A 13,467-nucleotide genomic window follows, 5' to 3' on the forward strand; every position below is an offset into this window, starting at 1 on the left:
GACACGCGTTCCCTACCCATCTTCCTGATGCAACAGGATGGTCAAACCCATCAGCACCCCAAACAGTCCCGGAGCCCAGGCGGCGACTACAGGCGGCACAATCCCCGCTCCGCCAAAGTCCTTCGCGAGCTCCGTTAGAACGTAAAGCACGAAGCCAGCGAGGATTCCACCCACAATCATCTTTCCGAGCCCGCCAAACCGGGACACCTTGAGCGAAACTGCGGCCGCAATCAAAATCATCGCCACCAAAAGCAGGGGACGGGCCAGAAGCGTCTGATATTGAAGGGCATAGCGATAGGCCGGTAATCCGGCATTCTGGGCCAGCTCGATGAAGCGCGGCAGCTTCCAGAACGAGATTGATTCGGGCGAGCCGATGCTCTCGCGCACTTCCGTCGCCGTCAGGAAGGTGCTGACCTCGTAGTTCTCGTAGCGCTGCGGATCGGCCTCGGTCGTGTAGACCGTGGCATCCTGCAGATACCAGATCCGGTTGCCGAGCCGGGCTTCGCGCGCCTCCACCCGTTCCTGGAACAGGCCCGCCTTGTCGAAGGCGAAGATCGTCACGTCGAGGAGCGTCGCGCCGCCGTCGAGCAGCTTCTTGGCCAGGAGCACGCTTTCCCCGTCCAGCCCGTCCTGACGCACCCAGATGTCATCGGTGGTCTGCATCAGCATGCTGTCGCCGGAGCCGAAGATCCCGGCCGAGACTTCCTCGGATTTCTGCTGCAGCCAGACCGCACCCGGATTGTAGACCGTCACCGAGAAGGTGCCGAGCACCAGGCCGACCAGAAGCGCGGGCAGGGTGAACTGCCACACCGAAACGCCGGCTGCCCGCGTCACCACCAATTCGAGCGCCCGGCTGAGCGAGACGAAGGCCGCGATGGAGCCGAAGAGCACCGCGAAGGGGAAGACCTGTTCGAGCAGGAGCGGAACCCGTAGCAGCGAGATCGCCGCGACCCGCAGCACCGAGAAGCCTTCCCGGTCCGCGCCACGGCGTACCAGTTCCAGCACGTCGAAGAGGAAGATGAGCACCGCCGCAAGCAGGAACAGCCCGAGGATCGAGCGCAGGAAGCGGAAGGAGAAATAAAGGGAGAGCGTGCGGCCAAGGAACATGGGGTCAGGACGCTCCATGGCCGGTGCCGGACGGGGTGAGCCGCGCCCAGAGCCGTTCGAAGGCCTCGGTCAGCCGCTCCGCGCGCCGCGCCACGGCGCCCGGCAGGTGCAGGCGCTGGGACCGGACGATGGACCAGAGGGCCAGGGCAGCGCCCCCCAGCGGAATGACATAGAGCAGGCTCAGCAGCAGCGGATTGGTGCCGGCGATGGCGCTGGCCCCGAAACCGGCGGTGCGCAGGCCGATGCAGCAGGCGATGGCGCCCAGCGTGATGAGACCGGCGCTCTGGCGGGTGGTGCGCACGCGGCCGAGGAAGGCGAAGACGACCAGCGCGAAGGAAAGGCAATAGAGCGGCTGGCTGAAGCGCTCGTGCAGTTCCGTGCGCAGCCGGTCCGGATGCTGGTTCGCATAGGCGTCGTCTGCGGAGGGTGCCAGCAGATCGAAGGTCGAGCGCTCGCTGGCCTTGTAGACCGGTTCGCCGGCTTCCGGGATCAGGCTCGACAGGTCGAAGGCATAGGACTGGAAGCGGACGATGGAGATGTCTCCCTCCGACTTCGGCTTGCGCTGGATGGTGCCGTTCTGCATGACCAGAAGCGTGCGGTTGGCCGCCTCGATGATCTGGCCGTTCTCGGCCTGATAGGTGAAGGCGGTCGCCTCGTCGCGCGTGTCATGCAGCAGCAGGCCTTCGAGCGTGCCGTTGCCCGAGCGGTTGCGGATGTGGAAGGTCAGCCCGTCCTCGACCGAGATGAAGCGGCCGGGCTTGACGATATTGGCCACCAGATCGGCGCGCACCCGGGTCAGCTCGTCGCGCAGCTGCGCCAGCCCGAGCGGGGCGAGATGCAGCGACATGCTGGCCGCCATCAGGAACACCAGGCCGGAAAACAGCATCACCGGCTTCAGCACCAGAAAGCGAGACCCGCCCGTGGCGTTGATGACGATGAGCTCGCTGTCCCCCGACAGGGCATTGAGCACGAGGATGAGCGCGATCATCAGCGCAAAGGGCGCGACGATCACCAGCAGGAAGGGCATGGCAAGCAGGGTGATGCCGATGAACTGCACCACGGTCTGGCCCTTGGAGGTCACCAGATCGAGCTGACGCAGGGCCTGGGTCGCCCAGACAACACCGGTCATTGCGCCCAGTGTCATGATGAACACGAAGGCGGTGCGACGGATGATGTAGCGTTCCAGAATTTTCATGTGCGTCGAACCGGTCCAGGCTGCCTCTTCTAGGGGAAGCGCTTCCCATCAGCAATAGCACGCCCCTTGGTGAATCAACGCTCAACAAGATTGGTAAAAATCCGTTCATGGTTGAGCGAATGCATCCGGTGCTTGCAGCGGTGAGGGCGAGCGGCCATGATCTGGCTCCCGGCGGAGCCCTCCGGCCACCGGCGCATCCGGCGCCGACGACGGCCTGGCCCGCCCGGCTGACAAGAGGATTTGAGAAGTCATGGCACAGTTGACCAAGGTTTCCTTCGTCAAGATGTCGAAGCCGTCCGAGGGGACGGTTGTCCTGCTCGCAGGAGAGGGGCTGACCCTGGGCGCCGCCGCCGGCGAGCTGGTCGCCGACCTGTCCGGCGGACTGGAGCGCGCCGCGACCGTCGGTGGGTTTACCGGCAAGAAGGGCACGAGCCTGGATCTGATCGCCCCCGCGGGGCTCACCGCCGATCGTCTCGTGGTCTTCGGTCTCGGCAAGGCGGCCGAGCTTGGCGAAGAGGACTGGATCGGTCTCGGCGGCAAGCTGCAGGCGCTGCTCGCCCGCTGCAAGGTCGAAGCGGCCACGGTCGTGACCGACATGGCCGATCTGGACGAGGCGGCGGCAAGCGTGGCGGCAGCCCGCATGGCCATGGGTGCGCGCCTGGCCTCCTATGTGTTTGACAGCTACAAGACCCCCAAGGCCGAGGATGACGCGCCCAAAGCCCTGAAGATTGCCTTCGCCTGCGCCGAATCCAAGGCTGCCAAGAAGGCCTGGGCCGATCTGGAAGCCGTCAGCGACGGCGTGCTGCTCGCCCGCGAGCTGGTCAACCTGCCGCCCAACGCCCTCGGTCCGGTGGAATTCGCCGACCGGGTCAGGGAAATGGAAAAGCTCGGCGTCGAGGTCGAGATCCTGACCGAGAAGGAAATGGGCAAGCTGAAGATGGGCGCGCTTCTGGCGGTTGCCCAGGGCTCCGTCCGTCCTCCGCGTCTGGCCGTCATGAAGTGGAACGGCGGCAAGAAGGGGGAGGCACCGCTTGCCTTCGTCGGCAAGGGCGTCGTCTTCGACACCGGCGGCATCTCCATCAAGCCCGGCGCGGGCATGGAGGACATGAAGGGCGACATGGGCGGCGCGGCTGCCGTCACAGGCCTGATGCATGCGCTCGCGGCCCGCAAGGCGCGGGTCAACGCCATCGGCGTGATCGGCGTGGTGGAAAACATGCCCGACGGCAATGCCTACCGTCCGGGTGACATCCTCACCGCCATGTCCGGCACCACCATCGAGGTGCTCAACACGGACGCGGAAGGCCGCCTAGTGCTGGCCGATGCGCTCTGGTACACCCAGGACCGGTTCAAGCCGGCCTTCATGATCGATCTGGCCACCCTGACCGGTGCCGTGCTGATCGCGCTCGGACATCTCAACGCCGGCATGTTCACCGAGGACGATGCCCTGGCCGAGAAGCTGACCGCGGCCGGCAAGGCCTCTGGCGAGCCGGTCTGGCGCCTGCCGGTCTCCAAGGACTATGACAAGCTGATCGACACCCCCAATGCGGATGTGAAGAACACCGGCGGTCGCACGGCCGGCTCCATCACGGCGGCCCAGTTCCTGCTGCGCTTCTCCAACGGGGTGCCCCATGTTCATCTGGACATCGCGGGTACGGCCTTTGGCGGCGCCAAGACGGACATCAATCCGGGCTGGGCGTCCGGCTATGGCGTGCGTCTGCTCGACCGGCTGGTTGCCGACAATTACGAGGGCTGATCCGCCGTCGCTGCCTCACGGCCTGCAAAAAGAAAAACCCGCCGGAAACGGCGGGTTTTTTCATGTCTCGTTTGCGGCGTGAGCTAGCAGGCCGTGAGGTCCGCGTCTCAGCAGGTCTTGTAGGCCTGGCAGGCAGACGCTTCCTCGGACACCAGCAGTCCGATGGAGGCGGTGGCGCCGGCCAGAGCGAAAACGAGAGCAAAGAATACAACAATGCGAGCAGCCATGCTCATCCCCTTGAAAAACGCTGCAGGACCGTACCGATCCCGCCTTGCCAAGCCGTCGGGTCGCGCAGGAAACGTCGTGTTTCCCGTCCGCGAACCTTCCGGATTCGTGTCCCCGGTCGGCGAGATTAGGTGGTCCTGATTTGCGATCGGTTAATGACGTTGGGCGTGGAAAGAGTCCAGTGCCAATCCGCCGGCAACCAACCGCGTGTCGTTGCCCTGCCTCCGGTGTTGCCGTGCTGCATCACAAGGCCGCGCCGACACCCGCAAAACGCCATGAAATGGCCGCAAGTTCCCTGTGAGCAAAAGTTTTCCCCAGCTTGCGAAGGCTTGTGCGATGCGAAGCCCCCGCCATGGCCGTGACGGGTTAGACTGAGGCCACCAGGAGAATCGCGAGGGCCCTGGGCGCGTCCGGACAATGGCGCTGCGGCAGGCCCCACGGCGCACGGGCACCATGACCACCGAAGTTCTGTTCTATCACCTCATGCATCAGCCGCTGGAAGACGCCTTGCCGCGTCTGCTGCTCAAGTGCCTCGAGCGCGACTGGGTCGTGGCCGTGCAGGCCGGCAACCCTGAGCGGCGCGATGCGCTCAATGCCCATCTGTGGACCTTCTCCGACGAGAGCTTCCTGCCCCATGGCACGCAGGAGGACGGCTATCCCGAACAGCAGCCGATCTACCTCACTGCGGAAGGGGACAACCCGAACGAGGCGCAGGTGCGCTTCATGGTGGACCGGGCCCAGCTTGCGGACCTTACCCCCTATGCACGGGTCGTCTATCTCTTCGACGGCAACGACCCGGAAGCGCTCGGCGAGGCGCGCCAGACCTGGAAGGCCGTGAAGGCCGCCGGTCACGCGCTGACCTACTGGCAGCAGACCGAAAGCGGCGGCTGGGAGAAGAAGGCCTGAGGCCCACCGCAACCTGCCGCCCGTGACCATGACCGGGAGACTGGACCATGCCTGACGACAGACCTGACGCGTTTCTCGCCCGCCGGGACGCGGCCCGCGCCCGCCTCGACGATCTGACCGGCGGCAAGGGCGGCTCGTCTGCCGACAGGGCCGAATGGTTTCGCACCGTCTACCGCGAGGCGGCCGGCGACACCGCCGCCGTGCCCTGGGCGGATGGCAAGGCGAAACAGGCGCTGGTCGACTGGCTGGCCGATCACCCGGGGCAGGGGCAGACCGCCCTCGATGTGGCCTGCGGGCTCGGCGACAATGCGCAGGCACTGGCGGAAGCCGGCTACACCACCACCGCCTTCGATCTGGCCCCCGAGGCGATCGACTGGGCCCGGTCGCGCTTTCCCGGGTCCTCCGTGCGCTATGTGGCCGCCGATCTGATTGAGCTGCCGCCCGACTGGTCGGGTGCCTTCGATTTGGTGCATGAATGCTACACGCTCCAGGCCCTGCAGGAGCCCTTGCGCTCCCGGGCGGTCGACGTGCTTGCCGGTCTGCTGAAACCCGCCGGCCGGCTGCTGCTGATCAGCCGGGTGCGCGCGGAAGGCGCAGCCTCCGATGGGCCGCCTTGGCCGCTGAGCCCCTCCGAATGGCGCCGCTTCGAGAGCCTCGGGCTGACGCTCGTGGAGGCGACCTCCTACGAGATCACCCGGCCCGGCCGCACCATTCCCCATGTGCGCGCCGTCTTCGCCCGTCCCGCCTGAAGGTCCGGGCCAGCGCGGGGCTCACGTCAGCCGCGCGAGAAGCTCCGGAAGCTTGCCCATGTGATCGATCCGGTGAAACCGCTCGATGCCTTCCGGCGCGTCGGCCTCCTCCAGCGCCCAGGTGATGTCATGGGGCACGTGGACCCCATGGGCCCCGGCGCCAAGCGCGGGCAGGATGTCCGACTTGACCGAGTTGCCGATCATCATGGCTTCAACCGGCCCGGTGCCGTGGCGGGCAAACAGGGTGGCATAGGTGACTTGCGTCTTTTCCGACACGATTTCCACCGCCCGGAACAGCTCCGCCAGCCCGCTTTCGGCCACCTTGCGCTCCTGATCGAACAGGTCGCCCTTGGTGATCAGCACGAGGCGATAGGAGCCGGAGAGCGCCTCCAGCGTCTCGCGCACATGGGGCAGGGGCTCCACCGGATGGGCGATCATCTCCCGCCCGGCCGCGAGGATCCGTTCGATGATCTCGCCCGGCACCCGGTTGTCGGTGACCTCCAGCGCCGTCTCGATCATCGAGAGCACGAATCCCTTGATGCCATAGCCATAGCGCGACAGGTTGCGCCGCTCGGCCGCCAGCAGGCGCTCGCGCAGGTGATCGCTTGCGGCGTGATCGGCCAGGAGCTCGGTGAAATGGGCCTCGGTGAACTGGAAGATCCGCTCATTGTGCCAGAGCGTGTCATCCGCATCGAAACCGAGGGTGGTGATCTGTGAGGTCTGGGGCGCGGTCTGTGGCATCGGATCTCTCGCGGAGGGCATCGCCTGCGACACTATCGTGGAGGACGCCCGCAGAGAACCTGTTTTCCCTCTGCCAAAGCGCTTAGGGTCTTCACCAGCGGGGGCCCCCGCCCGGCAGGAACGGCGACAAACGATCGGCAGCTTGGGGCAGCGGCGAGACAGGCGAGGGGATCGAGGATCATGCGGAGTGATGCGGCACAGGTGAGGATCGATGTCTTTTCCACCAAGCCCTACGACCGGGAGTTCCTGACCCGGGCGGCGGAAGGGGCGGAGCCCCCCCTCGAACTGGTCTTTCACGACGCCCGGCTCGGGCCCTCCACCGCAATGCTGGCAAATGGCGCCACGGCCGTCTGCGCCTTCGTCAACGACGATCTCTCCGCACCCGTCCTCGATCTCCTGGCCGACATGGGCATCGGGCTTGTGGCCATGCGCTCGGCCGGGGTGAACAACGTGGATCTGCCCCGCGCCCGGGAGCTCGGCCTCAAGGTGGCCCGCGTGCCCGCCTATTCCCCCCATGCGGTGGCCGAACACGCGGTGGCGCTCATTCTGGCGCTGAACCGAAAGATCCACCGGGCCTACAACCGGGTGCGGGAGGGCAATTTCGCCCTCGACGGCCTCATGGGATTCGATCTTCACGGCAAGACGGCAGGGGTCGTCGGCACCGGCGTGATCGGTCAGGTTCTGGCGCGCATTCTCCTCGGCTTCGGCTGCAAGGTGGTGGCGAGCGACCCTTACCCCAATGAGGCGCTTCAGGCCGCAGGCGTCACCTATCTGCCCTTCGAGGCGCTGCTCGGCCAGTGTGACGTGATCACCCTGCAATGCCCGCTGACGCCGGAAACCCGCCATCTCATCGATGCGCGGGCGGTCGCGGCCATGAAGCCGGGCGCCATGCTGATCAACACCTCCCGCGGGGCGGTGGTCGACACGGATGCGGTGATCGCCGGGCTCAAGTCCGGCCAGATCGGCGCGCTGGGCCTCGATGTCTATGAGGAGGAGAGCGATCTCTTCTTCGAGGATCTCTCCAACCGGATCATCCCCGACGACCATTTCGCCCGGTTGCAGACCTTCCCCAACGTGCTCATCACCGGCCATCAGGGCTTCTTTACCCGCGAGGCGCTGACGGCCATCGCCCGGACCACGGTGGAAAATATCACGAGCTTTGCCGGGGACGGCACCCCGGCAAACAGAGTGGAGTGACCCGTCATCGGTTTTGTAATCAAGAAAGTTGCGCGCGAGATATGGTGTATGCGTTGCCTAATTTTGGAGATGTTCTTGTTTTTCGACTGAGGTGGCAATAGAGATCTGGTCGTCTTTTGGAAATGCTTCGCGCTCGTTGGTGATACTGAAGGCTTTGGATTTGAATGTTCTCCTGCGTAAGGTCTCAAATTGCCGGGATAAGTCCTACACGAAGGAATTGGGTGTTGTCGGTCTGGACAATGAGCGCGCCCGAAAGCTGATACTGATCGGCGGGCTGGTCTGCGTGCTGATCAGCGCGCTCTGGTGCTTTTACTATGCCGTCGAGGGTCGCTGGTTCCTGTACTGCGTGAACATGCTAACGATCGGTGTCGGAGCGGCGATGGTGGCACTTGCCCTGATCGGGCGCCTTAGGCTTGCCGCGATCCTCATGAGCCATATGCTCATTGTCACGGTAACGCTCTCAAGCCTTTCTGATGTTCCCAGCGCAGAGGTGTCGCGGTCCATTCACTTAAACATGCTCGCGGTTGCTGCTGCGTCGTACTTCCTTCTGTACCGTGAAGGTTTTTATCTGCGTATTGTGCTGCCCACGCTTGCACTGGTCATCTTCTGCGCGTTCTCTCTCGATCTAAACGTGTTGAACCATCTGGGGTTCGAAGGCACGCCCGGGCGACACAAGATCGGCGTCCTCGTCAATCATTTGACCGGGATTGGTGGTGCTGCTGTGTCGATCGTTCTGATGCAATCGAATCTCGTGGGACGTCGAACCTTTGTCGCCGACGTTCGTCGTGGTCTCCTGAGAGGCGAGTTCCATCTTCAGTTTCAGCCGCAGGTGGGTGAAGACAGACAAATCCTGGGGGTCGAGGCGCTCTTGCGTTGGACCCATCCCGAACGAGGACAGATATCACCCGCCGACTTCATTCCTCTCGCCGAAGAAGAGGGACTGATCGTCCCCATCGGCGAATGGGTGCTCAGAACTGCCTGCGCCCAACTGGAGCGCTGGTCCCATGATCCGGCGACGGCCCATCTAACAATGGCTGTTAATGTCAGTGCCATCCAGTTCCGCCAGGATGACTTCGTTCGCCAAGTCATATCAATTGTTAATTCCAGCGGCGCTCGGCCTTCCAGATTGAAACTGGAACTTACAGAAAGTGCATTGGCCGAAGATTGGACCCGGGTGATTGCAAAGATGGAGGCTTTACGCGCTGAGTCAATCACGTGGTCGCTGGATGATTTCGGAACAGGCTATTCGTCTCTCAGCTCTCTCAAGCGGTTTCCCTTCGATCAAATCAAGATTGACCAATCTTTCGTTCGCGACCTCATCGCGGATCCACGTAATATGGCCATCGTCAAGACCATCGTTGATCTCGCTCGAAGCCTGGATTTGAATATCATTGCGGAAGGCGTTGAAACGGAAGAGCAACTTGATGCGCTAAAGAGTGCTGGCTGTTTGTTTTATCAGGGATACCTGATCAGCCGACCACTTTCGCTTGTTGATCTGAGCGCCCTTCTGGACCATCAGTCCGGATCCTACCGCGACGAAGCTCTGGACATTGCTGCGCGTCGCATCGGGGCAGACCGGACTTTCTGAGCGCCGGTTTATAAATCTGACCTCGGGAACGGCCGCTTGTCCAGTGCCGCTAGGTCGCAAGCGTCTCTTCATCAGTCCTGCCCGCACCTCTCCGCCGCATGGGCGCTTGCGAGGATGCGGCTTTCAGGTGGGGGTACCGTGAGGAGCCAAGACCGTGCGGCTGGCACCCATTCCCTCTCCCGAGACCGGGAGAGGTCGGCGCGCAGCGCAGGGTGAGGGGGGCCTCTGACCTCGCGGCCCAGCGGAAGCTCCACAGATCGCCATCGCTGCTCTCCGTTCTTCCCACCTCTCCCTCGTCATGCCGTGACCTTGCGCCGTTGGAGAGGCCCTCATGTGCCGAGAGCTCACGGCATGGGCCCTCGGGTCAAGCCCGAGGGTGACGAAGGAGAGGGGGTGAAACGCGGAAAGGCGGGGGTGATGGGTGGAGAGGCGGCGCCATTTGCACGGTCGTCATCCCTGCGCAGGCAGGGATCCAGTAACCGCTGACGTTGAGTGTCTTGCGAAGACTGCCGTCGTGTTATTCGCTCCTGGCCCTGAGGAAGGCCCTGAGGAAGGCCCAGAGCCGGGACCTGTTGCCGGGACCTCTCGCCGGGAGGTGCTTTCAGCGCACAGGGCTTCTGGTGCGACACCGGCAAGGTCCCGGATCAGGTCCGGGACGGCACCCGCACCCGCCACCGCACTCTTTGAGACAATCGCCCCCTCAAACCGCCTCGTCATACTCGGCGGAGAGTTCCAGCCATTCCTCTTCCGTCTTCATCAGCTTCTTCTCGCAGAAGGCCCGTTCCTTGGCGAATTTCGCCGCGCGATCCGGGTCCCTGGTGAAGAATTCCGGGTCGGACATCATCTCGTCGATCTTCTCGATCTTTTCCTGAAGGCGGGCCATTTCCTTTTCCGCCAGATCGATCTTGGCCTTCAGCGGCTTGAGCTGGGCGCGCTTCTGGGCGGCGTCGCGGCGCTTGTCCTGACCCGAGACGGCGGCCTCGGCGGCGGCTTCCTTCTCGCGCGCCTTGCGGGCGGCTTCCGGGCCCTGAAGGATCAGGCGTTTGTAGTCCTCCATGTCCCCGTCATAGGGCGCCACCGTGCCCCCGTGCACCAGCCACAGGGTGTCGGCGCAGGCCTCCACCAGATGCCGGTCGTGGGAAATGAGCAGCACCGCGCCCTCGAAGTCGTTGAGCGCCAGCACCAGCGCCTCGCGGCTGTCGATGTCCAGGTGGTTGGTCGGTTCGTCGAGGATCAGCAGGTTCGGTCCGTCGAAGGTGGCAAGTCCCAGCAGCAGGCGCGCCTTCTCGCCGCCGGAGAGATCCTTGGCGGGCGTGTCCATCCGGTCGGTGGGCAGGCCGAAGCGGGCGACACGGCCCCGCACCTGGGCTTCCGGCGCCTGGGGCATGAGACTGCGCACATGGTCGACCGCCGTCTCGGCCGGGCGCAGCTCGTCGAGCTGGTGCTGGGCGAAAAAGGCGATCTTCAGCTTCGAAGCGCGGGTGACCTCGCCGCTCATGGCCTCCAGCCGTCCGGAGATGAGCTTGGCGAAGGTGGACTTGCCGTTGCCGTTGGCGCCCAGAAGCGCGATGCGGTCGTCCGTGTCCACGTTGATGGTCAGGCCGCGCAGGATCGGCTTGTCGCCATAGCCGGTGCTCACCCCGTGGAGCTTGAGGATCGGCGGGGAGAGGCGGCCTTCCGGATTGGGGAAGTGGATCGGCCGGGCGCTTTCTTCCGTCAGCGCCGCGATCGGTTGCATCTTTTCCAGCATCTTCAGCCGCGACTGGGCCTGGCGGGCCTTGGTGGCCTTGGCGCGGAACCGGTCGACGAAGGCCTGCAGGTGCTTGCGCTGCGCATCCTGCTTCTCCTTCGCCTTGGCCTGCAGCGCCATGGTCTCGCGCCGCTGCCGGTCGAAACTGTCATAGCCGCCGGAGTAATAGGTGAGCTTGCCCTGATCCAGATGAACGATGCTGTCCACCGCCTTGTTCAGCAGGTCCCGGTCGTGGGAAATGAGCAGAACCTGATGGGGATAGCGCGCCACATAGCTTTCCAGCCAGAGAGTGCCTTCCAGATCGAGATAGTTGGTCGGCTCGTCGAGCAGCAGCAGGTCCGGCTCGGCAAAGAGCACGGCCGCGAGCGCCACGCGCATGCGCCAGCCGCCGGAGAAGGCGGAACAGGGGCGCCCCTGCGCTTCCTCGTCAAACCCGAGGCCCGAGAGGATCGAGGCCGCGCGCGCTTCCGCCGTGTGGCTGCCGATGTCGGCAAGCCGCGTGTGGATCTCGGCAATGCGCGCCGGGTCGCTGGCGGTCTCGGCCTCCGCCAGCAGGGCGGCCCGTTCCGTGTCGGCCTTCAGCACCACCTCCAGCAGCGTCTCTTCCGTGCCCGGCGCTTCCTGCGCCACCTGGCCGATCCGGGCATTCTTCGGGATCGTCACTGACCCGGTCTCCGAGGCCAGATCCCCGGTGATCAGCTTGAACAGGGTAGACTTGCCGGCGCCATTGCGGCCGACGAGGCCGGTCTTGGCGCGGGAGGGAAGGGTGACGCTGGCCTTCTCGATGAGAAGCCGGCCGCCGATGCGGTAGGTGAGGTCGGTGATCTGCAACATGGGAAGGAGGAATGGCGGAGCTTGTGCGCCCATGCAAGGAGATTTTGCGGAGCCCCCGGCCGGCCGCGAGTGTGTTGCCCCCGCCGCTCAGTTGCCCTGTGCGCCCCTCGCGTCAGGTGCCGCTGCGTCCTCGTCCTCGTTGTAGCTCTCGCCGTCGCCCTCGCCGTCGTAAGTGGCGGGAAAGATCTCCAGGAACAGCGCGCCATATCCGCGCAGCAACCCGTCGCACAGGGTCACTTCGCTGCGCGCATCGTCCCAGGCAATGGCCGGCGTGGTGCAGTTGCGGGCGGCCAGCGTCAGCGGGCGGGTAAAGCCATAGAGCTGGTTCATCTGGCTGGCGACCAGCTCCAGCAGGTGGCTCTCCTTCAGGAAGAGGCGCAAGGGATCGGTGGCGGCATCCTCGTGGATCACGGCAACGGGCACCCGGTCCGGCACCGCCTCCGGGCGCAGGCCGAAGGTCAGGTCGTGCCAGGTGTCGAAGGCGGCGTTGAGCCGGGGCGCGCAGGTCTCCAGATCTTCCTCCGGATAGCCCAGACCTTCGGCAAGGGCGGCGAAGCCCGCCGGATCATCCGGGTCGAGCTGGCTGCACAGCAGCAGGCGGTTGGCAAGGTCGCTGCGCGCGGGCAGGGCCGAAAGCTCTGTTGCGGGTGAGGAAGCCATGTGGCCAAGGGCAACGGCGCCGATCAGGCCGGTGGACAGGTAAAGGGCGGCCTCGTCCTCCGCCAGCGCCGACATCTGGATGGCGGACAGCGCGTCCAGGGTGGTCTGGGGTGACGGGCCCTTCTCCAGTCCCAGCCGCTGCAGAACGGCTTCGGCCAGCCGGTCATGCAGGGCGACATAGGCATTGCCGGCGAGGAAGATGAAGAACTCGTCGCGCTGATCCGGCGTCATGGCGGAAAGGAGGGCCGGCAACGGATCGTCGGAGAGGCTCTCGGCAGACGCGGCAGGGGGCGTCACGGCCTCCACGGGAAGGTCCTCGCGCGTCGCCGCCTGGGCCGGGCTGGATGCTGCAAGACCTGAAAGGGGAGAAAGAGGCGAGAGGGCCAGAAGGAGGGAGAGGCAAAGCGCCCGTCTCCAGGAGGAGCGCATCGGGTCGCGCCCCGTCGAGGCAATCTGCGTGAAACCTGTCGTGTCCGCCATGGGGACTAACCCTTGTGTCGATGTGGCGATCCGCCCTTGCGGAAGCCGGAAGGCCCCTTGCCCGTGGCGACCAGCCTAGCGGCCGCCCCTGAGTCGGGCCAGAGAGCGGGACGAAAGCTCTGGGGGCAAGACGCAAAAACGTCATGAAGGCCCCCCTTGCGATCCCGCCGTGGCACGGCTATAGAAGCGCCAAATCGAGGCTGGCGAAGCAATTCACCGGCCTCTTGCGTATCGGCGGGACCCGATCCCTCGGCCCGCCTTCACAGACCAACAGGAAGACCC

Annotated in this window: 10 protein-coding genes; 5 read left to right on the plus strand and 5 right to left on the minus strand. The window is 64.9% G+C overall.

Annotated elements, in window-relative coordinates; all coding sequences use genetic code 11:
• Positions 1-12 precede the first annotated feature (12 nt).
• Both lptG and lptF read right to left on the minus strand, forming a co-directional pair.
• Positions 13-1,107 (minus strand): LPS export ABC transporter permease LptG, encoded by a 1,095-nt coding sequence (lptG, locus tag FR728_RS05840; protein WP_149891654.1) that lies wholly within the window; start codon positions 1,105-1,107, stop codon positions 13-15.
• A 4-nt stretch (positions 1,108-1,111) separates the two neighbouring features.
• Positions 1,112-2,302: an LPS export ABC transporter permease LptF gene (gene lptF, locus FR728_RS05845; RefSeq protein ID WP_149891655.1), complete on the minus strand. Its 1,191-nt coding sequence runs from the start codon at positions 2,300-2,302 to the stop codon at positions 1,112-1,114.
• A gap of 250 nt (positions 2,303-2,552) precedes the next feature.
• On the opposite strand from lptF, the gene FR728_RS05850 reads away from it, so the two are divergent.
• The 3 genes from FR728_RS05850 (at position 2,553) to FR728_RS05860 (ending at position 5,935) form a co-directional block, all read left to right on the plus strand.
• Positions 2,553-4,055, plus strand: a complete 1,503-nt coding sequence (locus tag FR728_RS05850) for a leucyl aminopeptidase (protein ID WP_149891656.1) — start codon at positions 2,553-2,555, stop codon at positions 4,053-4,055.
• A gap of 678 nt (positions 4,056-4,733) precedes the next feature.
• On the plus strand, positions 4,734-5,186 hold the full coding sequence (locus tag FR728_RS05855; protein ID WP_149891657.1) for a DNA polymerase III subunit chi: 453 nt from the start codon (positions 4,734-4,736) through the stop codon (positions 5,184-5,186).
• A gap of 47 nt (positions 5,187-5,233) precedes the next feature.
• Positions 5,234-5,935, plus strand: coding sequence for a class I SAM-dependent methyltransferase (locus FR728_RS05860; protein ID WP_149891658.1), 702 nt, complete (start codon positions 5,234-5,236; stop codon positions 5,933-5,935).
• Positions 5,936-5,956: 21 nt separating this feature from the next.
• Here FR728_RS05860 and FR728_RS05865 read toward each other — a convergent pair whose 3' ends face one another.
• Positions 5,957-6,676: an HAD family hydrolase gene (locus tag FR728_RS05865; RefSeq protein ID WP_149891659.1), complete on the minus strand. Its 720-nt coding sequence runs from the start codon at positions 6,674-6,676 to the stop codon at positions 5,957-5,959.
• Positions 6,677-6,877: 201 nt separating this feature from the next.
• On the opposite strand from FR728_RS05865, the gene FR728_RS05870 reads away from it, so the two are divergent.
• Together FR728_RS05870 and FR728_RS05875 are read left to right on the plus strand one after the other, a co-directional pair.
• A complete protein-coding gene (locus FR728_RS05870) occupies positions 6,878-7,873 on the plus strand; it encodes a 2-hydroxyacid dehydrogenase (protein ID WP_149892234.1) in 996 nt (331 codons plus the stop codon).
• A gap of 91 nt (positions 7,874-7,964) precedes the next feature.
• A complete protein-coding gene (locus FR728_RS05875) occupies positions 7,965-9,461 on the plus strand; it encodes a putative bifunctional diguanylate cyclase/phosphodiesterase (RefSeq protein ID WP_208998669.1) in 1,497 nt (498 codons plus the stop codon).
• Between the two features lie 700 nt (positions 9,462-10,161).
• Here FR728_RS05875 and FR728_RS05880 read toward each other — a convergent pair.
• Both FR728_RS05880 and FR728_RS05885 read right to left on the minus strand, forming a co-directional pair.
• Complete coding sequence (locus FR728_RS05880; RefSeq protein WP_149892236.1) at positions 10,162-12,045, minus strand: ABC-F family ATP-binding cassette domain-containing protein; 1,884 nt, start codon at positions 12,043-12,045, stop codon at positions 10,162-10,164.
• An 87-nt stretch (positions 12,046-12,132) separates the two neighbouring features.
• Positions 12,133-13,185: a hypothetical protein gene (locus FR728_RS05885; RefSeq protein WP_149891660.1), complete on the minus strand. Its 1,053-nt coding sequence runs from the start codon at positions 13,183-13,185 to the stop codon at positions 12,133-12,135.
• Positions 13,186-13,467 lie beyond the last annotated feature (282 nt).

Origin of the sequence: Roseibium aestuarii, from assembly GCF_008477545.1 — a bacterium.
GTDB lineage: Bacteria > Pseudomonadota > Alphaproteobacteria > Rhizobiales > Stappiaceae > Roseibium > Roseibium aestuarii.